Annotated in this window: 18 protein-coding genes; 8 read left to right on the top strand and 10 right to left on the bottom strand. The window is 69.6% G+C overall.

Translation table 11 applies throughout. The annotated features are described in order from the left end of the window. Positions 1-25: 25 nt before the first annotated feature. The 7 genes from IB269_RS25280 to IB269_RS25250 form a co-directional block, all read right to left on the bottom strand. Positions 26-1105, bottom strand: a complete 1080-nt coding sequence (locus tag IB269_RS25280; protein WP_192368630.1) for a Bug family tripartite tricarboxylate transporter substrate binding protein — start codon at positions 1103-1105, stop codon at positions 26-28. A 187-nt stretch (positions 1106-1292) separates the two neighbouring features. Further along, positions 1293-2165, bottom strand: a complete 873-nt coding sequence (locus tag IB269_RS25275; RefSeq protein WP_192368629.1) for an HpcH/HpaI aldolase/citrate lyase family protein — start codon at positions 2163-2165, stop codon at positions 1293-1295. Positions 2166-2188: 23 nt separating this feature from the next. Further along, positions 2189-3196 (bottom strand): tripartite tricarboxylate transporter substrate binding protein BugD, encoded by a 1008-nt coding sequence (locus IB269_RS25270; protein WP_017406883.1) that lies wholly within the window; start codon positions 3194-3196, stop codon positions 2189-2191. Positions 3197-3287: 91 nt separating this feature from the next. Beyond that, positions 3288-4652 (bottom strand): MmgE/PrpD family protein, encoded by a 1365-nt coding sequence (locus tag IB269_RS25265; RefSeq protein ID WP_063327778.1) that lies wholly within the window; start codon positions 4650-4652, stop codon positions 3288-3290. Positions 4653-4693: 41 nt separating this feature from the next. After that, positions 4694-5896, bottom strand: a complete 1203-nt coding sequence (locus tag IB269_RS25260; protein WP_192368628.1) for a CaiB/BaiF CoA transferase family protein — start codon at positions 5894-5896, stop codon at positions 4694-4696. A gap of 141 nt (positions 5897-6037) precedes the next feature. Further along, the gene (locus tag IB269_RS25255; protein ID WP_012202137.1) at positions 6038-7204 is read right to left on the bottom strand and encodes an acyl-CoA dehydrogenase family protein; all 1167 of its coding nucleotides are present in this window, start codon (positions 7202-7204) and stop codon (positions 6038-6040) included. A gap of 30 nt (positions 7205-7234) precedes the next feature. Next, complete coding sequence (locus tag IB269_RS25250; RefSeq protein ID WP_192368627.1) at positions 7235-8140, bottom strand: MaoC family dehydratase N-terminal domain-containing protein; 906 nt, start codon at positions 8138-8140, stop codon at positions 7235-7237. 207 nt (positions 8141-8347) lie between these two features. Between IB269_RS25250 and IB269_RS25245 the strand changes: the two genes are divergently transcribed. The 5 genes from IB269_RS25245 to IB269_RS25225 all read left to right on the top strand — a co-directional run bounded on the left by IB269_RS25245 (position 8348) and on the right by IB269_RS25225 (position 13892). Next, positions 8348-9265, top strand: coding sequence for an SDR family NAD(P)-dependent oxidoreductase (locus IB269_RS25245; RefSeq protein WP_017406887.1), 918 nt, complete (start codon positions 8348-8350; stop codon positions 9263-9265). A 169-nt stretch (positions 9266-9434) separates the two neighbouring features. Continuing rightward, entirely contained in the window at positions 9435-10328 is an 894-nt protein-coding gene (locus tag IB269_RS25240) for a MaoC family dehydratase (RefSeq protein WP_097204682.1), read from the top strand. Between the two features lie 212 nt (positions 10329-10540). After that, the gene (locus IB269_RS25235) at positions 10541-11350 is read left to right on the top strand and encodes an enoyl-CoA hydratase/isomerase family protein (RefSeq protein WP_013800086.1); all 810 of its coding nucleotides are present in this window, start codon (positions 10541-10543) and stop codon (positions 11348-11350) included. Next, positions 11347-12648: an acetyl-CoA hydrolase/transferase family protein gene (locus IB269_RS25230; RefSeq protein ID WP_192368626.1), complete on the top strand. Its 1302-nt coding sequence runs from the start codon at positions 11347-11349 to the stop codon at positions 12646-12648. Before IB269_RS25235 ends, IB269_RS25230 begins: the two co-directional genes overlap by 4 nt. Positions 12649-12683: 35 nt before the next feature. Next, complete coding sequence (locus IB269_RS25225) at positions 12684-13892, top strand: acetyl-CoA C-acetyltransferase (protein WP_013800084.1); 1209 nt, start codon at positions 12684-12686, stop codon at positions 13890-13892. Between the two features lie 10 nt (positions 13893-13902). Here the strand turns inward: IB269_RS25225 and IB269_RS25220 are convergent, their stop codons facing one another. Genes IB269_RS25220 through IB269_RS25210 form a run of 3 tightly spaced genes read right to left on the bottom strand, consistent with a single transcriptional unit; the run spans position 13903 to position 17194 of the window. Continuing rightward, positions 13903-14910, bottom strand: a complete 1008-nt coding sequence (locus IB269_RS25220; RefSeq protein ID WP_192368625.1) for a Bug family tripartite tricarboxylate transporter substrate binding protein — start codon at positions 14908-14910, stop codon at positions 13903-13905. Then, positions 14907-15926, bottom strand: coding sequence for an NADPH:quinone oxidoreductase family protein (locus IB269_RS25215; RefSeq protein ID WP_192368671.1), 1020 nt, complete (start codon positions 15924-15926; stop codon positions 14907-14909). The genes IB269_RS25220 and IB269_RS25215 overlap by 4 nt, the downstream gene beginning before the upstream one ends. 44 nt (positions 15927-15970) lie before the next feature. Continuing rightward, positions 15971-17194: a CaiB/BaiF CoA transferase family protein gene (locus tag IB269_RS25210; protein ID WP_192368624.1), complete on the bottom strand. Its 1224-nt coding sequence runs from the start codon at positions 17192-17194 to the stop codon at positions 15971-15973. Between the two features lie 99 nt (positions 17195-17293). On the opposite strand from IB269_RS25210, the gene IB269_RS25205 reads away from it, so the two are divergent. The 3 genes from IB269_RS25205 (at position 17294) to IB269_RS25195 (ending at position 20987) form a co-directional block, all read left to right on the top strand. Continuing rightward, positions 17294-18289, top strand: coding sequence for a LysR family transcriptional regulator (locus tag IB269_RS25205; RefSeq protein ID WP_192368623.1), 996 nt, complete (start codon positions 17294-17296; stop codon positions 18287-18289). A 155-nt stretch (positions 18290-18444) separates the two neighbouring features. Continuing rightward, complete coding sequence (locus IB269_RS25200) at positions 18445-19461, top strand: Bug family tripartite tricarboxylate transporter substrate binding protein (RefSeq protein ID WP_097205502.1); 1017 nt, start codon at positions 18445-18447, stop codon at positions 19459-19461. Positions 19462-19475: 14 nt separating this feature from the next. Then, a complete protein-coding gene (locus IB269_RS25195) occupies positions 19476-20987 on the top strand; it encodes a class I adenylate-forming enzyme family protein (protein WP_192368622.1) in 1512 nt (503 codons plus the stop codon). Positions 20988-21105: the final 118 nt, after the last annotated feature.

The following is a 21105-nucleotide window of genomic DNA, read 5'->3' as shown; positions in this document are numbered from 1 at the left end:
GGGCAACCAGGGCCGCTGTGCGCCATCAACCGGGTTGCACCCCCGCCGCCTGCAGCAGCCGCCCCCAGACCGGAGCCTCTTGCGCCCAGGCCTTGCCGAAGCGCTGAGGGCTGTCGTCATCAACAGGGACGAAACCGGCGGCGATGATGCGGGCCGTGCCTTCGCGGCTGGCCACGGCGCGGTTGGAGATCTCGCCCCATTGCCGCGTGAGGTCGGCCGGCAGGCCCTTGGGGCCGGCGATGGCCAGCCAGCCGGACAGTTCCATGGCCTCGTGGCGGTAGCCGGCCTCGGCAAATGTGGGCACCTCGGGCAGCAGGGGCACGCGGCGCGTGCCGGTGACGGCCAGGGCGCGCAGCTTGCCTGGATCGATGTGGGGCTTGAGCGTGAGCAGGCTGCCCATGCCGATGGGGATGCGCCCGCCCAGCATGTCCTGCACCATCAGCGCCTCGCCCCGGTAGGCGGCATGCGCCATGCCGGCACCGGCCATGTCGCTGAGCACGGCGCAGGCCAGGTGGCCGTGCGAGCCTATGCCGTAGGAGCCATATGAGAGCTTGCCCGCGTTGGCCTGGGCCCAGGCCATGAATTCGCGCAGGTTGGTGGCGGGCACGTCGGCCGTGACCACCAGGGCGATGGGCGCCATGCACACGCGCGACAGGGGCGTGAGGTCGGTCAGCGGGTCGTAGGCGGTCTTCTTGTAGAGGTATTTGTTGGTGAGCATGGTGGAGGTGGTGCCCAGCAGCAGGGTGAGCCCGTCCGGCGCGGAGCGGACCACCATTTCGCCGCCGATCAGTCCGGCCGCGCCGGGCTTGTTGTCCACCACCACGGTCTGGCCCAGCTGCTGGGCCATGCGCTCGCCCAGGATGCGCGCAATCACGTCGGTGGCGCCGCCCGCCGCAAAGGGCACGACGATGCGCACGGGCCGTGTGGCAAAGCCGGCCTGCGCCAGCACGCTGGCGGGCCCTGCCGCCACGGCGCCGGCCGCCAGGGCCAGCGCCTGGCGCCGATTCAATCGGTTGTTCAGTCGGTCATCCATTCGGTCTTCAAGTCGGTCATTCAATTGGCCGTTGAATCCGCTGTTCGATGCCGTCCCCGAGATCACTGCCATCACACGCTCCTTTGCCTGGGTGCCTCCATGGGTGGAGACACCGGATCAAGAAACCGCCGTCTCGAAATCAATCGAGTTAGCCAAGCGTATTCGAGGCAGATGGATTCACCATCAGGGAAATCATTGGACTATTTGCAACAGAATCAGAAAACTCTTGGCGCAAAACGGCCTATCAGTCTCATTTTCATCAAGACCGTGCCGCAGATCTCTGTTGCGCCCAGGCATGGCGCAGCAGCACCTGTTCGGCCTGCTTGAGCACGGGCGCATCGACCATGCGGCCGTCCAGCACGCAGACGCCGCCTCCGGCCTCGGCCAGGGCCTGGCGCAGGCGCTGCGCGTGGGCCACGGCCGCTGCATCGGGGTCGAAGACGGCGTGCAGGGGCTGGACCTGGGCCGGGTGGATGCACAGCTTGCCGCCAAAGCCCATGCGCCGCGCGCGTGCCGCGTCCTGGGCCAGCCGCTCGGGGTTGCGCGTGTCCACCGTCACGCCGTCCACGGCCGCGCCGATGCCGGCGCGGCGCGAGGCCAGGACCAGGGCCATGCGCATGGGCAGCAATTCTTCCTCGCCCTGCTCGCAGGCCATGCCCGCATCGACCTGGAAGTCCAGGTGGCCGAAGGCCAGCCGCACCACCTGGGGCGCGGCAGCCAGGGCGTCGGCCGCGTCCAGGCCGACCACGCTTTCGATGAGGGGCAGCACGGCTGCCCGTGCACCGGCAGCCTGGGCCACCGCATGCAGTGTCTGGGCGCGCTCGGCCTTGGAGACCATGGCGCCGGCCACGCCCTGCTCCACCAGCTGCGCCAGCGCGCGCAGGTCATCCGCATGCCAGGGCGTGCCTTCGGCGTTGATGCGCACCAGCAGGCGGGCACGGGCCGGGCCTTCCAGCGCACCCACGGCCTGGGCCAGCGCCTGGCGGGCGCCGTCCTTGTCGGCCGGGGCCACGGCGTCCTCCCAGTCGGCGATGACCATGTCGGCGCCGCTGTCCAGGGCCTTGCCCAGGCGCTCGGGCCGCGTGGCGGGGACGAAGAGAAAGGAAGTGGCCTGTCGCGCCAGATCGTGCATGCGGATGTCCTTGGGAGAGCGGTTTATTCGGCCGAGACGCCTGCGGCCTTGATGACCTTGTCCCAGCGCGCCACCTCGGCCTGCAGGTGGGTGCGCAGGCCTTCCGGCGTGGCCTTGTCGGGCGTGACCAGGTCGGAGCTGAGTTCGGCGATGCGCTTTTTGACGTTCTCGTCCTTGATGGCCACGTTCAGCGCCTTGTTGATGGCCATGACCACCTCCTTGGGCGTGCCCTTGGGCGCGTACATGCCGTGCCAGACCTTGACGTCAAAGCCCTTGAGGCCCTGCTCGTCCAGCGTGGGGATGTCGGGCAGCGAGGACAGGCGCTTGGGCGTGGTCACGCCGAAGACCTTGGCGCGCTGGCCGTCCTTGATTACGGGCACGGTCTGCGTGGTCTGGTCGCACAGCAGGTCCACCTGGCCGCCCATGAGGTCGTTCATGGCCGGGCCTGCGCCCTTGTAGGGCACGGTGGTGAGCTTGACGCCCGCCTGGTGCATGAACAGCATGCCGCACAGCTGGGAGACGGCGCCGATGCCGGCATTGGCCAGCGAGACCTTCTCCTGGTTCTTCTTCACGTAGTCCAGCAGCTCGGCAAAGTTGTTGGCCGGGAAGTCCTTGCGCGACAGCAGGGTCATGGGCACGTCCAGCACCTGGCCGATGTACTCGAAGTCCTTGAGCGGGTCATAGGGCAGCTTCTTGTACAGCGCAGGCGCCGTGGCCATGCCCATGTGGTGGATGAGGATGGTGTAGCCGTCGGCCTTGGCCTTGGCCACGCGGTTGGGCGCAATGGTGCCGCCCGCACCCACGGTGTTCTCGACCAGCACGCTCTGGCCCAGCACCTGGCCCATGGGCACGGCCAGCAGGCGCGCCACCACATCGGTGGGGCCGCCAGCGCTGTAGGGCACGACGAGGACGACGGGCTTGTCGGGCCAGGCCGCGGCCAGGGCGCCGGTAGTCGTCCCGCCGGCGGCAAGGGCGCAGGCGGCGGCCGCTGCGTAAACGAGGCGGCGGCGGAAAGAAGTGGTGCGTTGCATGGTTTGTCTCCTGTGCACTTTGGTGGAAGCGGGAGGCGCTCTGTGGTGGCGCCTTTCCCATGGATTCGCCGGCCGGGGCCGGCGCGAAAACTCAGTCAAGCAGGCGCTGCACGCGCGGCCAGTGCGCGATCTGCCACAGCCGCGCTACAGCGGCCTGGGCGGGGTCGTCCTGCAGGGCACCGCCATAGGCGATCAGGCGCAGCGCCTTGGCCGTGATCTCCTCGCGCGACAGCGTGTTGCCCGGATCGCCCTTGGGCTCTTCCACGCGGCCGTGCAGCGTGCGGCCATCGGTGGTGAGCACGGTGACCTTGCCGATCCAGCGCTGGGGGTAGGCGGCATCGACCTCGGGGTCCAGCACCATGCCCACCTTCTCGCGCAGGGCCACCGTGGTGGCGGCCAGGTATTCGTTGTCGAACTCGTCCAGGCCCGCATGGCCGTGGCGCGCGGCCAGCGCCAGCACCGTGCCCATGGAGAACTTGCTCTGGTGCACCGTGCCGGGATCGACCACGGGGCCCAGCACGTCGATGGCGCCCTGGTGCACGTGGCAGGTAACCTGCGCCAGGTCGGCGGGGGTCAGGCCGTGGTCCTGCATGACCTGCAGCAGCGCGTCGGCGGCCGGGTGCGTGTGGCGGCAGGAGGCATGCCATTTGAACGAGGTCTCGGCCGTGGCCCAGCGCGTGCCGATGCCGTCCGTGAGGCGCGTGGGATCGGCGTCCGTGGACATGCCTGCCGCCAGGCCCTGCGGCCCGGTGAAGATGTCCTGCGCACCGGTGAATCCGTCCCGGGCCAGGTAGGCCGACATCAGGCCCGCAGCGGCCGCATGCGCCGTGTGCAGCTGCTTGCTGTCGGCGCCCGTGCGCAGGAACTCCCACAGCCCTGCCGACTGCGTGCCGGCCGAGCCGAAGGCATGCTGCATCTGCGCAGGCGTGAGGCCCAGCAGCCGGCCCACGGCGGCCGCGGCGGCCAGGGTGCCGGCCGTGGCCGTGGTGTGGAAGATGCGGTAGTGGCTGCGGCCCAGGAACTCGCCCACGCGGATGCCGACCTCATAGCCGGCCACGCAGGCGGCCATGAGCTCGGCGCCGCTGGCGCCGATGCTCTGTGCCACGGCCAGCGCGGGCGGGAAGACCACGGCGGCGGGATGGAAGACCGAGCCGTTGTGCACATCGTCCTGCTCGGCCACATGCGAGGCCGCAGCATTGGCCAGGGCCGCCATCATGGGCGAGGTGGTGTCGGCACTGCCCAGGATCTCGCTAGGCCCCTGCGCCGGTCCCTGGGACAGCGCAAAGCGCGTGATGCTCTGCACGGGGCGCGCGCCCTGGCCTGCAAGCACGGAGCCGAACCAGTCCACCCAGAGGTCTTCGGCGCGCTGCTGAACGGCGGCGGGAACGTCGTCCCAGCGCAGCGAGGCAGCGAATTGGGCCAGCGGATGGATGCTCACTTGGGTGTCGTTTTTCATGGGTTGGGTCTCCGGCGCATTCTTGGGCATGCGCCCTGGTTTCAGGGGGCGGTTTTTCCCGGGGTCGGGCACAGGGCACTGATGCGCTCGGCGCTCCAGCCCAGCTCGGCCAGAATGGCGGCGCTGTGCTCGCCCACGGCGGGCACGGCCTCCATGCGGTAGTCGAAGGCGCTGTTGGCACCGGGGGGAAGCAGGGCCTGCACGGGTCCGGCCGGCGTGTCCACGCTGCACCAGCGCTGGCGTGCGGCCAGTTGGGGATGGGCCCACAGGCCGGCCATGTCGTTGACGCGCGCATTGGCAATGCCGGCCGCATCCAGACGCTGCACGACCTGGGCAGCATCGAGCGCGTTGAACACGCCCAGGATCAGCGCACGCAGCTCCTCGCGGTTGGCGTTGCGGCGCGCATTGCTGTCAAAGCGCGCATCCGTGGCCAGCGCGGGCTGCAGCAGCACCTGTTCGCAAAAGAGCTTCCACTCGCGTTCGTTTTGCAGGCCCAGCATCACCGTCCCCCCGTCACCGGCCTCGAAAGGCCCGTAGGGATAGATGCTGGCGTGCGAGGCGCCGGTGCGCGGCGGCGGCGGTGCGCCGTCGAAGGCGTAGTACATGGGGTAACCCATCCACTCGCCCAGCGCCTCCAGCATGGACACGTCGATATGGCTGCCCTCGCCCGTGCGCCCGCGCAGCAGCAGGGCCGACAGGATGTTGGTGTACGCATACATGCCGGCCGCGATGTCGGCCACCGAGATGCCGGCCTTGGACGGCACCTCGGGCGTGCCCGTGACCGAGAGAAAGCCCGCCTCGCTCTGGATCAGCAGGTCGTAGGCCTTCTTGTCGCGGTAGGGGCCGTCTGCGCCGTAGCCGCTGATGTCGCAGACGATGAGGCGCGGAAAGCGCTCGCGCAGCGCCGCATAGGACAGGCCCATGCGCGCGGCCGCGCCGGGCGCCAGGTTCTGCACCAGCACGTCGGCACCCTCCAGCAGCTGCAGCAGCGCCTGCATGGCCTCGTCCTGCTTGAGGTCCAGCGCCAGGCTCTGCTTGCTGCGGTTGATCCAGGTGAAGTGCGAGGACTGGCCCTGCACGCGCTGGTCATAGCCGCGTGCAAAGTCGCCGCTGCCGGGCCGCTCGACCTTGATCACGCGCGCGCCCAGGTCGGCCAGCTGGCGCGTGCAAAACGGTGCGGCCACCGCATGTTCCAGCGAGACGACGGTGGTGCCGTCAAGCGGCCGAAGACTTTGCTTTTTCATATTGGAAATCCATTGCACTTTGGCGCCGCCTGTGCAACTGGCACGGCCCAAGGCCAGGGACACCGAGGAAGGGCCGCCCCGCCCCGAGGGTGTCGTCCCCCTTTGGGGGAAGGCGCGTAGCGACTCAGGGGGTACTTCATTTCAGAAAGAACGCGGGAGACCGAGGATGTGCTCGGCCACGTAGGAGTAAATGAGATTGGTCGAGATCGGCGCCACCTGGTACAGGCGCGTCTCGCGGAACTTGCGCTCCACGTCGTATTCGCAGGCAAAGCCGAAGCCGCCGTGGAACTGGATGCAGGCATTGGCCGCCTCCCAGCTGGCCTTGGCCGCCAGGTACTTGGCCATGTTGGCCTGGGCGCCCATGGCCTGGTTGGCGTCGAACATCTCGCAGGCCTTCCACCGCATGAGGTTGGCGGCCTCGACCTCGATGAAGGCATCGGCAATGGGGAACTGCACGCCCTGGTTCTGGCCGATGGGGCGGCCGAACACGTTGCGGTCGCGCACATAGTTGGTCACGCGGTCCAGGAACCAGTAGCCGTCGCCAATGCATTCGGCCGCAATCAGCGTGCGCTCGGCGTTGAGGCCGTCGAGGATGTACTTGAAGCCCTTGCCTTCCTCGCCGATCAGGTTCTCCTCGGGGATTTCCAGGTTCTCGAAGAACAGCTCGTTGGTCTCGTGGTTGACCATGTTGGGGATGGGGCGCACGGTCAGGCCGCTCTTTTGCGCCTCGGCCAGGTCCACCATGAAGATGGACATGCCCTCGCTCTTTTTCTTCACCTCGGCCAGCGGCGTGGTGCGCGCCAGCAGGATCATCCAGTCGCTGTGCTGCACGCGGCTGATCCAGACCTTCTGGCCGTTGACCACGTAGCGGCCATCCTTCTTGACGGCGCTGGTCTTGATCTTGGTGGTGTCCGTGCCCGTGGTGGGCTCGGTCACGCCCATGGACTGCAGGCGCCATTCGCCCGAGGCGATGCGCGGCAGGTATTTCTCCTTTTGCGCCTGCGAGCCGTGGCGCAGCAGCGTGCCCATGTTGTACATCTGGCCGTGGCAGGCGCCCGAGTTGCCGCCGCAGCGGTTGATCTCTTCCATGATCACGCTGGCCTCGGTCAGGCCCAGGCCCGAGCCGCCGTACTCCTGCGGGATCAGCGCGGCCAGCCAGCCGGCCTTGGTCAGCGCGTCCACGAAGGTCTCAGGATAGGCGCGCTGCTCGTCGATCTTGCGGAAATACTCGTCAGGGAACTCGGCGCACAACGCACGGATGGCGTCGCGGATTTCGGGGAAATTGTTGGAAAGCGTGTGTTCGATCATGGTGGTCTCAAGGCTCGGTGTTCAGGGGTCTCAGGCCAGGGTGGCTTTTCCGGTCATGGTCAGCCAGCCTTCGTGGTCCTGGGCCCAGAGTTCAATGGTCTTGCCGTCCGCAGAAGGCTTTCCATGCACGCTGAAGGCATGCAGGTCGAAGGTGGGGCGCACGGCCTTGAACTCGAAGGACAGCACCTGCGCCTGGGGCAGCTCGCGGCGCAGCAGGTCCAGCAGCAGCGTGGCGATCAGCGGGCCGTGCACGATCAGGCCCGGATAGCCTTCGACGCCCGTGACGTAGCGGCGGTCGTAGTGGATGCGGTGGCCGTTGAAGGTCAGGGCCGAGTAGCGGAACAGCAGCACGTCGTCGGGAACGATGGTGCGCGACCAGGTTTGCTGGCCGTCCAGCGGCGGCTTCTGCGGCGTGGGCGCGGGATCGCCGGGCTGGGCAGCGGCGCGGTAGACGATGTCGTGCTCCTCGGTCAGCGCCAGGCCCTGGTCGTTGCTGTAGGCATGCTCGACCAGCACGAACAGCAGCTCGCCCGAGCGGCCGCTCTTGTGGCTGACCGAGCCGATGGTGGAGCGGCGCTGCACCTTCTGGCCCACCTGCAGCGCGTTGCCTGCCTCCCAGCGCAGGCGCCCGCCGGCCCACATGCGGCGCGGCAGCGGCACGGGCGGCAGAAAGCCGCCACGGCGCGGGTGGCCGTCGGGGCCGATCTCGCTTTGGCGTGCATGGGGCAGGAAGTACATCCAGTGCCACAGCGGCGGCAGCGCCGTGCCGTCGGCGGGCTCAGGGTCTTCCCGGTCCAGCGTGGCCGACAGCGCGGCCACGGGCGCGGCCGTGATGCTGTCTGCCAGGGTTTCGCTGCGGCCCTGCCAGGACTGAAGATGCGCCAGCGCGGCGGCGTCGAGGGTGTCGGTAGCTTGCTTGTCTGTCATGGCCGCCATGGTCGGTGCAAGCGCGGCGGCCCGCAATCCGCGTTTTCTTAAGCAAGCCTTTGGCCGCGCTGAAGGCTGGGCCGGCGCGGCCTGTCCGCCGCTGCTTTCATTCCCGCGAAGTCCGCCCTTGTGATTGGCGAATGGCGCGGTGCGGCGTTTGCCGGCATCCTTGGTTCCGACTTCTTTCCAACGAACACTGAACGGGGACGACAGGCCATGGCGCAGAAAATGATGCAGGACAAGGTAGTGGTGGTGACGGGTGCCGGCGGCGGCATCGGGCGCGACATGGCGCTGGCCATGGCGGCCGAGGGCGCCAAGGTGGTGGTCAACGACATCGGCACCTCCACCACGGGCGAGGGCACGGACGCCGGCCCGGCGCAGAAGGTGGTCGATGAGATCAAGGCCGCAGGCGGCCAGGCCGTGGCCAACACCGACAGCGTGGCCGAGGCCGCCAGCGCGGCCCGCATCGTGCAGTGCGCCGTGGACAGCTTCGGCCGCATCGACGGCGTGGTCAACAACGCCGGCATCCTGCGCGACCGGTTCTTCCACAAGATGAGCCTGGACGAGTGGGACGCCGTCATCAAGGTCCACCTGTACGGCAGCTACTACATGAGCCGCGCGGCCGCCAACCATTTCAAGGAGCAGGAAAGCGGCGCCTTCGTGCACATGACCTCGACCTCGGGCCTGATCGGCAACCTGGGCCAGGCCAACTACAGCGCCGCCAAGCTGGGGCTGACGGCCCTGTCCAAGTCCATTGCGCTGGACATGCAGAAGTTCAACGTGCGCTCCAACTGCATCGCGCCGTTCGCCTGGAGCCGCATGATCGGCTCCATCCCCACCGACACGCCCGAGCAGCAGGCGCGCGTGGCCAAGATCCAGCAGATGACGCCCAACAAGATCGCCCCGCTGGCCGTCTACCTGCTGTCCGACGCGGCCCGCGACGTGAACGCCCAGGTCTTCGCCGTGCGCAACAACGAGATCTTCGTCATGAGCCAGCCGCGCCCGCTGCGCTCGGTGCACCGCAGCGAAGGCTGGTCTCCCCAGTTCATTGCCGAGCACGGCATGCCTGCGCTCAAGGCATCGTTCGTCCCCCTGGACCGCTCGGCAGATGTCTTCAGCTGGGACCCTGTTTGAACGACACCCCCTGAGGCGCTACGCGCCTTCCCCCTCTCTACTCGCTTCGCGAGGGAGGGGGACGACACCCTCGGTGCGGGGCGGCCCTTCCTCGGTGTCCCTGAGTCGGGCCGCGCCAGTTGCGAGGGTTGAAGCGCGCCAGCGCAATCAAACACTGAGAGGAACCGTGATGGCCATCAGCTATCAGCACCTGAAACAGCGCCCCTTCGAGCCCGTGCGCCAGCACTATGGTGAGCGCGACACCATGCTCTATGCCTTGAGCCTGGGCTTGGGCAGCGATCCGCTGTCGGATGCGGCCCTGCCCTTTTTCTACGAAGGGGCGCCGGGCGGGCTGCGCGCCCTGCCCTCGCAGGCCGTGGTGCTGGGCTACCCGGGCTTCTGGGCGCGCGAGGCCGATACGGGCATCGATTGGGTGAAGCTGCTGCATGGCGAGCAGCGCATGCGGCTGCACCGCCCGCTGCCGGCCAGCGCCGACGTGGTGGGCCACAACCGCATCACGCACCTGACGGACAAGGGCGAAGGCAAGGGCGCCATCATGGTCACCGAGCGGCGCCTGGAGACCGCCGGGGGCGAGCTGCTGGCCACCGTGCAGCAGGTCAGCTTTCTGCGCGGCGATGGCGGCTACAGCCTGCTGGACGGCGGCCAGCCCAGCGACGCGCCCCTGGCGCCGCTGCGCCCCACGCCGGAGGACCGCGCTCCCGACTTCACCGACACCCAGGCCATACGCCCCGAGGCCGCGTTGCTGTACCGCCTGATGGGCGACTACAACCCGCTGCATGCCGACCCGGCCGTGGCGCGCAAGGCCGGCTTCGAGCGGCCCATCCTGCACGGCCTGGCCAGCTACGGCCTGGTGGCCCATGCCGTGCTGCGCCAATGCGGCGACCGCAATCCCGCGCGCCTGAAGGCGCTGGATGTGCGCTTCACCGCGCCCGTCTATCCCGGCGAAACCCTGGTCACCGAGATCTGGCGCACGCCCGACCAGCCCTGCCAGCTGCAGTTGCGCGCCCGCGTGCTGGAACGCGACAAGATCGTGCTGAGCCACGGCTACGCCGAACTCGCTTGAATGGATCACCCCCTGAGTCGCTGTGCGCCTTCCCCCTCTCTCGCTTCGCGGGAGGGGGACGACACCCTCGCTGCGGGGCGGCGCGGCCGGCCCAGGCCCTTGCTCGGTGTCCCTGGCTTGGGACATGCCGATTTGGACGCCTCGTCAAAGGTGCGCATAGGAGCAAGCAAGACATTCCAGCTTTTGATCTCAAAGAATCCAACCTCGGCACCATGACTACATCACCTGAAACCTCCCCCGTATTGACCTCCGTCCAGGACGGCATAGGCACGATCACGCTGAACCGGCCCGAAGCCCGCAACGCGCTCAACCAGGCCATGCGCCCGGCACTGGCCGCCGCCGTGGCGCAGATGCGCGATGACGCGCAGGTGCACACCGTCATCCTCACGGGCGCGGGCGGCGCCTTCTGCTCGGGCGGCGATATCAGCCAGATGATGGATGCCAGCCAGGCCGGCCTGCCCTGGCGCCAGCGCATGCGCAGCCTGCACCAGTGGTTCCCCGAGCTGGTCAACCTCGAAAAACCCGTGATCGCCGCCGTGGACGGCCCGGCCTTCGGCGCGGGCCTGAGCCTGGCGCTGGCCGCCGACTTCGTGCTGTGCACGCGGCGCGCGAAGTTCTGCGCCGTGTTCGGCCGCATCGGCCTGGTGCCCGACCTGGGCGCCATGCACATGCTGCCGCGCATCGTGGGCCTGCAAAAGGCCAAGGAGCTGGTCTTCACCGCGCGCACCGTGCAGGCCGAGGAAGCCAGGTCGCTGGGCATGGTCTACGAGATCGTGGAAGACGGCGAGGCCCTGCAGGCCGCCGCCGTGGCACTGGCGCGGCGCTTCGGCGAGGCATCCACGGCCGCCATCGGCATGGCCAAGACGGCCATGAACCAGGCCTTCGAGCTGGACGCACGCGCCATGGCCGAGCTGGAAGCCTATGCCCAGACGATGTGCCGTGGCTCCGACTACCACCAGGAGGCGGTGCAGCGCTTCAAGGACAAGCAGCCCACGCGCTTCGACTGGGACCGCGCGCCATGAGCGTGCTGTCGCCGGACGCCCTGCAAGAAAGGCTGCAGGCCCTGATCCGCCCCGGCGACACCCTGTGGTGGGGCCAGGCCACGGCCGAGCCGCTGACGCTCACGCGCGCCGTGGTCGCGCAGCGCCATGCACTGGCCCGGCACGGTGGCCAGGGCCGGCTGCGCGTCTTCGTGGGCATGGGCGCATCGGACACGCTGCAACCGGTGCATGCCGACGCCATCGACTTCTTCGGCTACGCGGCCGGCGGCCCCCACCGCGCGCTGGCCCAGGCGGGCGTGCTGGACATCCTGCCCAGCCACTACTCCCACCTGCCCGGCCTGATCGACGAGGGCCTGCTGCCTGCCGACGTGGTGCTGCTCCAGGTCTCGCCACCCGATGCACAAGGCCGTTACAGCCTGGGCCTGGTCCATGAATACCTGCCGGCCGCCATACGCAAGGCGCGCGTGCTGATCGGCGAGGTCAACCCCGCCATTCCGTGGACGCACGGCAGCCTGCACCTGCAGGCCGGCGACTTCGCCCTGCTGGTCGATGCCGAACACCCTCCGCTGGACCAGGCGCGCAGCGCGCCCGGCCCTGCCGAGCAGGCCATTGCCGACCATGTGGCCGCCCTCATCGAAGACGGTGCCACGCTGCAGGTGGGCGTGGGCAACCTGCCCGAGGCCGTGCTCGCCGCCCTGCACGGCCACCGCGACCTGGGGCTGCACAGCGGCGCCGTGGGCGACGGCATTGCAGCCCTGGCCGAAGCCGGCGTGCTGACCCACGCGCGCAAGAGCCAGGACCGCGGCGTGGGCATCGGCGGCATCCTCATGGGCGGCGAATCGCTCAGGCGCTGGGCCCACCGCAACCCCGCCCTGCAGCTGCGCGAGACGCGCTACACGCACGACCCCGAGGTGCTGGCGGCCAGCCACCGGCTGGCCGCCATCAATTCGGCGGTGGAAGTGGACCTCACGGGCCAGATCAACTCCGAAGTAGCGGGCGGCGTCTACGTGGGCGCCGTGGGGGGCGCCGTGGACTTTCTGCGCGGCGCGGCACGCAGCCGCGGCGGCCTGCCCATCATCGCCCTGCCCGCCACGGCCAGGGGTGCCACGCGCATCGTTGCGCGGCTGTCCGGCCCCGTCAGCACGCCGCGCAGCGATGCCGGACTCATCGTCACCGAACACGGCGTGGCCGACCTGCGCGGCCAGACGCTGTCGCGCCGCGTGAAACGGCTGATCGACATCGCGGCGCCGGAGCACCGCGCCGACCTGGAACAACAGGCACATACCCTGCTGCGCCAATGCGGCGCAGCCTTTTCCTGATCCACTGATCCACTGATTCCCAAGGAGACAACACCATGCGCAGAGCCGCCATCGTCACCCCCCTTCGCACGCCCGTGGGCACCTTCGGCGGCAGCCTGCGGCCGGTATCGGTCGAGGAGCTGGCCGCCACCACGGTGCGCGCCGTGGTCGAGAAAAGCGGCATCGACCCCGCACGCATCGACGACGTGGTCTTCGCCCAGTCCTACGCCAGCAGCGAGACGCCCTGCGTGGGCCGCTGGGCCGCGCTGCAGGCCGGCCTGCCGGTGACGGTGCCGGGCATGCAGCTGGACCGGCGCTGCGGCGGCGGCCTGCAGGCGGTGGCCACGGCGGCCATGATGGTGCAAAGCGGCGCCGCCGACGTGGTGATCGCAGGCGGCGTGGAGAGCATGAGCAACATCGAGTACTACAGCACCGACATGCGCTGGGGCGCGCGCTCGGGCAATGTGCGCTTCTACGATCGGCTGGACCGCGGCCGCGAGCGCTCCCAGCCCGTGGAGCGCTTCGGCAAGATCTCGGGAATGATCGAGACCGCCGAGAACCTGGCGCGTGACTACGGCATCAGCCGCGAGGCCGCCGACGCCTATGCCGTGCGCAGCCACCAGCGCGCCGCCGCCGCCTGGGAGGCGGGCCGCTTCGCCGACGAGATCGTCCCCGTCAAGGTGCCCCAGCGCAAGGGCGACCCCGTGCTGTTCACGCGCGACGAAGGCTTTCGCGCCGACGCCACCACCGACAGCATGGGCAAGCTGCGCGTGCTCATGCCCAATGGAACGGTCACGGCAGGCAACGCCAGCCAGCAGAATGACGCCAGCGCCGCATGCCTGATCGTGGCCGAGGACAGGCTGGCCGAGCTGGGCCTCACCCCCATGGCCACCCTGGTGGGCTGGGCCGCCGCAGGCTGCGAGCCCTCGCACATGGGCATAGGCCCCGTGCCCGCCGTCAAGAAGCTGCTGGCGCGCCTGAACCTCACGCTGGACCAGATGGACCTGGTCGAACTCAACGAAGCCTTTGCCTGCCAAGTGCTGTCCGTACTCAAGGGCTGGGAGTGGAACGACCAGGGCGCCATAGACCACAAGCTCAACGTCAACGGCTCCGGCATCTCCCTGGGCCACCCCATAGGCGCCACCGGCGTGCGCATCCTGGCCACCCTGCTGCACGAGCTGGAGCGCCGCAAAGGCCGCTATGGGCTGGAGACCATGTGCATAGGCGGTGGCCAGGGAATTGCGGCGGTGTTCGAGCGGGTGTGAGCTTCCCGCCTCAATCCGCCCGCGCGCCCGAAGCCTTCACGATCTCTTCCCACTTGCGGGCTTCGGCCTGGATGTAGCGCGCGAATTCGGCGGGCGTGGAGCCCACGGGCTCGGCGCCCAGGCGGCGGTATTGCGCGGCGATCTGGGGTTCGGCAAGCACGCGGCGGGACTCGGTCCACAGTTTCTGCACCACGTCCTGGGGGGTGTTCTTCGGCGCCCACAGTCCGTACCAGGTGCTGGTGCGAAAGCCGGGCATGCCGGCCTCTTCCATGGTGGGCACATCGGGCAGGGAGGGTGAGCGACTGGCCGAGGTAACAGCCAGCGCGCGCAGCCGGCCCGAGGCGATGAAGGGCATGGCCGAGGGCATGGAGTCGAACATGAGCTGGATCTGCCCGCCCATCAGGTCGGTCAGGGCCGGCGAGCTGCCCTTGTAGGGCACATGCTGCATCTGCGCGCCGGTCTTCAGGCGGAACAGCTCGCCCGACAGGTGCTGGGACGAGGCATTGCCGGCCGAGCCGAAGTTCACCTGCCCCGGATGGGCCTTGGCCCAGGCGATCAGCTCCTGCACATTGCGCACCGGAAGCTGGCTGCCCACGACCAGCACCAGCGGCACATCGACCAGCTGCGTGACCGGCTCGAAATCGCGGAAGGCGTCATAGGGCGTGCTGGCATAGACGTAGGGGTTGATGACGTGGATGGAGGCATTGACCAGCAGCGTGTAGCCGTCGGCCGGCGCCTTGGCCACCAGGGCCGCGCCGACCATGCCGCTGGCGCCGGCCTTGTTGTCCACGACCAGCGGCTGGCCCAGCGCCTCGCCCAGCCGCGTGGTGACCACGCGCCCGACCACATCGGTAGGCCCGCCCGGTGGATAGGGCACGACGACGCGGATGGGCGCCTTGGGATAGCCCTGGGCCCCGGCGGATGGCTGCGCGCCTGCCGTTCTCCATGCGGCCAGCGCCGCAGCGGCGCCCAGCAGGGTGCGGCGGGAAAGCGCGGGGCCTGTGCGTTGCGTTGTCATACCTTGTCTCCTTGAATGGCGAGTGCGAGCTTGCCGGTCACGTTGCGGCCGTGCAGCGCATCCAGCGCAGCCGGCAGTTCATGCATTTCATAGACCTGGCTGACCTGGGGATGGATGCATCCCCGGGCCGCCCAGTCGAGCAGCGTGGTAATGACGGGCTGCAGCTGCGCCGCGAAGGCCTGGCGCTCATCGGCCGGCGTCCAGCCGATGTAGCGGCCGTAGAAGAAGCCGTGCAGCGTGAGGTTCTTGACCAGGGCCAGGTTCATGGGCACGGCGGGAATGGCGCCGCTGGCAAAGCCCACGCTCAGCAGTTGCGCGTTCTGCGCGGCCGCGCGCAGTGCCTGCAGCAAGAGATCGCCCCCCACGGGGTCGAAGACCAGGGAGGCGCCCCGGCCCTGGGTTGCCTGCTTGACCTGGGCGGCCAGGTCCTGCGGGGTGACTGCCTGGTGCGCGCCACGGCGCAGCGCATCGGCGCGCTTGGCCTCGGTGCTGGCGCAGGCGATGACCTGCACGCCGGGCGTCTGCCGGGCCACTTCCACCGCCGCGGCGCCCACGCCGGACCCGGCGCCCAGCACCAGCACCACGTCGTCCTCGCGCAGGTGGGCACGCCAGTGCAGCGCCGTGTAGGCCGTGCCGTAGGACAGAGGAATGGGCAGGGCCTGCAGCCAGGGCATGCCCGCAGGCAGGCGGTAGACGGTGGATGCATGCACCACCGTTTCCTGCGCAAAGGCGCCCCAGTCGGCAATGAAGGCCACGGCATCGCCGGGCTGCAGGTGCTGCACCGCGCTGCCGCATTCCAGCACGCGCCCCACGCCTTCGGTGCCGGGCACGAAGGGCAGCGGCGGGCGCCGCTGGTAGCGGCCCTCGATCAGCAGGCCCGTGGCGTGGCTGACGTTGGCGTAGGCCACGGCAATCCGCGCCTGGTGCGCGCCCAGCGGCTGGCCGGGCCGGTCCATGGACTGCAGGCTGACCACCTCGTGCGGCGCGCCGAATTGATGGCAGACCAGGGCCTGCATGGAGGTGACCGGGGAGGTGGGTGTGAACGTGGATATGGAAGCGCTCATGCCATGACCTCCTGCGCGCACTGGTGCACCACGCCACTGGCCATCCATTGCTCCATCTCCTGCGGCGTGCAGCCGGCCTCTGCCAGGATCTGGCGCGTGTGCTCGCCCGTGCGCGGCGCGGCGCCAAGGGATGCACCGCAGGCTGCTGCGTCTGCCGGCCAGGGTGATGCCGCATACAGCAGCGGCCCGAACCCGGGCTGCGCCAGCGTGGCGAACGATGCGCGGTGCACGGCCTGGGGGTGCGCCACCACGTCGGCCAGCGTGCGCACGCCCGCATGCAGGGCGCCCTGCGCTGCCAGACGCTGCTCCCAGTGGGCGCGCGGCTGCTGCGCCAGCAAGGCCTGCAGCCCGGCATGCAGCACATGGCGGTGGGCCATGCGGCCCGCATTGGAGGCAAAGCGCGCGTCCTGCAGCCAGTGCGGCAGGTCCAGCGCGCGGCACAGCCGCTCGAACTGGTCGTTGTTCAGGGCCAGCACGGTGATGAAGCCATCGGCCGTGGCGAACACGCCGTTGGGGGCGCTCACGCCTTCGGCGGGCAGGCCGCCGCGCAGCGTGTCTTCGGCCAGCACCGTGGATTGCAGGGCGCAGCAGACCTCGAACAGGTTCAGCTCCACATGGCGCCCGCTCCCGCTGCGCGCCTTGCCCAGCAGGGCCGCCGTGCAGGCCTGTGCCGCGTAGACGCCGGCCGCGATGTCGGCCAGCAGCAGGCCCACGCGCTGGGGCTGGTCCTGCGCGTCGCGGTTGCTGGTCATCAGCCCCGTGTCCGCCTGCATGACGGAGTCGGTGGCGGGCCGGTCGGCATACGGCCCCGTGGGTCCGTAGCCGCTGATGGAGACGTACACCGGGTCCAGGCCGGCCGCGCGCAGGCTGTCGTAGTCCACGCCCATGCGCTGCACGACCTGGGGGCGGAAGTTCTGCACCACGATGTCGGCCTCACGCGCCAGCCGCAGCAGCAGCGCGCGCCCCTGGGCCTGGCGCGCATCGACGGCAATGCTGCGCTTGCCCGCGTTGTAGGTGGCCGACAGGCTGCTGTGCCCATCGCGCGAGATGCCCACGTGGCGCGCCCAGTCGCCTTCGGGCGGATCGACCTTGATCACCTCGGCGCCCTGGCGCGACAGCAGGTGGGTGCAGTAGGGGCCGGCCACGCCCTGGCTCAGATCGAGCACACGGTAGTGCGCCAGGGGCGCCGGCGGCGCGGTTTGCAAAGCTTCTTGGTTCACGGTCTGCGGCCTTTCGCCATGGTTTCCTCCATGCTAGGGAGGCAGGGCAGGCGCCACAATCCTCGCCAGCAGGCCAGGCCTGGTGACTCCCGATCAACAATGGCCGGCCCCGGCCCCGCAAAGAATGCCGAGATGGACCTGAACCTGTGCCGCGTCTTCATCGACATCGCCGAGACCAAGAGCCTCACGCGGGCGGCCGAGCGCGGCGGCATGACGCGCTCCAACGTCTCGCGCCGGCTGCGTGCGCTGGAGACCGAGATGGGCGCGCAGCTGCTGCGCCGCACCACGCGCAATGTGGAGCTCACCCAGGCCGGCCAGCTGCTGTACCGGCGCTGCCTGGCCATGATGGAGGAGCTGCAGCGTGCCCGCGATGCCATCCACCAGTTGCGCTCCACCGTGAGCGGCGAGGTGGGCGTGCGCGTGCCCACCGGCTTCGGGCATTTCTATCTCAAGCCGCTGATCCTGGGCTTTTGCCGCGAGCATCCCGACATCCGCCTGCGCCTGCTGATCAACGACCAGATGGCCGACCTCGTGGCCTCCAAGGTCGATCTGGCGGTGCAGATCACCTCCGCGCCGCTGGACGATCTGGTGGCCACGCGGCTGTGCGATGTGCGCTGGAACTTCGTGGCCACGCCCGCCTGCCTGCAGGCGCTGGAGCAGTCGCTGGGCCGGCCCCTGCGCGCGCCTGCCGACCTGCTGCAGGCCCGCCTCATCCTGCCGCTGGCCATGGGCGGCAGGCTGGCCTGGCTTACAGGCAGCGGCGACGATGGCGTCGCCGCTGCCCTTGATGTGCTGCCCTCGCTGCAATCGGGCGACTACCGCCTGCTGTACGACGCCGTGCTGGACGGCCTGGGCCTGGCCCTGCTCCCGGACTACGTGACCTCGGCCGCGCTGGCCGGCGGCACCCTGGTGGCCGTGCTGGACCAGGTGGTGTTCTCCGGCCTGGGCAATGCCATGTACCTGGTGCGCATGCCCGACCGCCAGCCCACCATGGCGGCCCGCGCCTTCCAGCAGTTCCTGCGCGAGGCCATCGTCACCGCCGCACCCAGCTGGCAGGCGGGCGCCGAGGAGGCGGGCGCGGACCTGTCTTCCTAGGACGTCCTAACAGCCGGCAAACCCCGGCTTAGGCAAAAGCAGATTCCCAAGAAGCGCCGGCGTGCGCACCATTGCCTGCATGTCCGGCGCAGACCGGGCGCGCCGCCGTGCAGGCCACGGCAGCGCTTCATTCATTTTTTGCAGGAGACATGCACATGCCCGCCCAACACCGCCGCAAGGCCCTGGCCACCCTGGCCCATGCCCCGCTTCTGGCGCCCCTGGTGACCGCCCTGGCCACCCTGAGCGCCCTGACCGCCCTCCCCGCCGCCGCGCAGGACGCGCAGCCCGTGCGCCTCATCGTGGGCTACTCGGCCGGCGGTCCCGTGGACCAGGGCGCCCGCCTGCTCAGCGTGGCGCTGACCAAGGAGCTGGGCGCCTCGGTGGTGGTGGAGAACAAGCCAGGCGCCAACGCCACCATGGCCGGCAGCGAGGTCGTGCGCGCCAGGCCCGATGGCCTCACGCTGTGGTTCGCGGCCAGCCCCACCATCACCATCAGCCCCAACGTGATGAGCAAGATGTCCTTCGACCCGGCCCGTGACCTCACGCCCGTGGCGCCCGTGCTCAGCTACTACAACGTGCTGGTGGTCAACAACAACGAGCCCTACAAGACCACGGCCGAGCTCGTGGCCTATGCCAAGGCCCATCCGCAAAAGCTCAACTACGGCTCGGCCGGCGTGGGCGGCTCCAACCACCTGGGCGCGCTGCTGTTCGCGCGGCGCAGCGGCATCGAGATGAACCACATCCCCTACAAGGGCAACGCACCGGCCATGACCGACGTGATCGGCGGCCAGCTGAGCATGATGCTGGACATCATCAGCACCGCCAGCACCTACATCCAGAGCGGCAAGGTGCGCGCCGTGGCCGTGACCTCGCCGCAGCGCAATGCCTCGCTGCCCGATGTGCCCACCTTTGCCGAGTCCGGCATCGAAGGCCTCAAGGGCTTCGACGTGGGCGGCTGGTATGGCGTCTACGGCCCCAAGGGCATGTCGCCTGAACTCGTGGCCCGCCTGAACAAGTCCATCAACGCCGCCCTGGCCCAGCCGGAGCTGCGCAAGCGCCTCAAGGAACTGGGCTACGAAGAGTGGACCGGCGCACCCCAGAAACTGGCCGAGCGCGGTGCCAAAGAACGCGCGATGTGGGCCACCGTCACCCAAGGCATTGTGGTGGACTGAGGGATACGCGGAGCATGAATCAACGAATACACCATCTGCTGGACCGCTGGCTGGTCGAAGCGCCGCAGCGTCCCTTCATCCACCTGCCCGACGGCAGCAGCCTGAGCTTTGCCGACCTGGGCGCGCTGGCGGACACGGCCGAGGCCGAGCTGCGCGCGCTGCAGGTGCGGCCCGGCGACCGCGTGCTGGTGGTGGCCGAGAACTGCCCCGAGCATGCGGCGCTGATCCTGGCCTGCAGCCGCGTGGGCGCCTGGTCCTGCGGCGTGAATGCGCGCATGGCGCCCGGCGAGATCGATGCCTTTGCTGCCAAGGCCGATGCGCGCGTGGTGTATTTCACCTCGGCCGCATCGGACAGCGCCAGCGGCCACGCGCGGCGCTTTGGCGCAGGCGACTCGGCCCTGGCCGGCATGCAGCACAGCCCGGTGCGCGCAGAGGCCGTGGCCGAATCCGGTGCGCTGCAGGACGAGGTGGCGGCGCTGATCTTCACCTCGGGCACCACGGGCACGCCCAAGGGCGTGATGGTGGGGCATGACGCGCTGACGCTGTTCGCGCGCGTCTCGGCCGCATCGCGCGGTCTGGGCCCCGGGGACCGCAGCTACGCCTTCGTGCCCATGACCCATATCTTCGGGCTGGGCACGGTGCTGCTGGCCTCGCTGCATGCGGGCGCGCAGATGGTGATGCGCCCGCAGTTCGACCCCGCCGACCTGCTGGATGCGCTGGCCCGCCACGGCATCTCCCAGCTGCAGGGGCCGCCCGCGCTGTACGCGCGCCTGCTGGCCTATCTGCAGGAGCAGGGCATTGCCCACCCGCAGGCGCCTGCGCTGCGCTATGTCTATACCGGCGCCGGCCCGCTGGACCTGACGCTGAAAAAGCGCGTGGAGGCCGCCTTCGGCCAGGCGCTGCACCATGGCTACGGCCTGTCGGAATACGCAGGGTCGGTCCACCTCACACGGCAGGGCGAGCAGCGGCCCGACACCAGCGCGGGCTACGTGGTGGAAGGCGCGGAAGTGCGCGCCGTGGACCCGGCCACGGGCCGCAGCCTGCCGGTGGGCGAGCGCGGCGAGCTGTGGATACGCGGGCGCGGCCTGATGCACGGCTACTTCCGCGATGACCAGGCCACGGCCGCCGTGATGCGCGAGGGCGGCTGGTACGCCAGCGGCGACCTGGGCGAGCTGCATGCCGACGGCGCGCTCTTCGTGGTGGGGCGGCTCAAGGAAATGATCATCCGCTCGGGCTTCAACGTCTATCCGGCCGAGGTGGAACTGGCGCTCAACGAGCTGCCCGGCGTGCAGCGCAGCGCCGTAGTCGGGCGGCCCGAGGGCGATGGCAACGAGGAGGTCATCGCCTTTGTCGAGCTGCAGCCCGGCGCCACGCTGGACAGCGCCGCAGCACGCTCCCACCTGCGCGAACGGCTGGCGCCCTACAAGCTGCCCGCCCGCATCGTGCCCCTGGCCGAGCTGCCCACCAGCCCCAACGGCAAGGTGCTCAAGCGCCTGCTGCAGGAACAGGCGCTGCGCGTTTCCTGAGCCCGGGCCGCACAGCAGTTGCGCCGGCCACCGCTGCCGGTGCAACCTTTGTCTTGCCCTGCCCCTTCCCTGCCCCATGTCCGGATGTACGCACGCGCCACCGCCTTCCGGAACCGGC

The organism is Delftia sp. DLF01 (genome assembly GCF_014852125.1).
Classification (GTDB): Bacteria; Pseudomonadota; Gammaproteobacteria; order Burkholderiales; family Burkholderiaceae_C; genus Comamonas; species Comamonas acidovorans.
The sequence above is the reverse complement of the archived record's forward strand: the minus strand, read 5'-3'. Positions and strand labels throughout refer to the sequence as shown.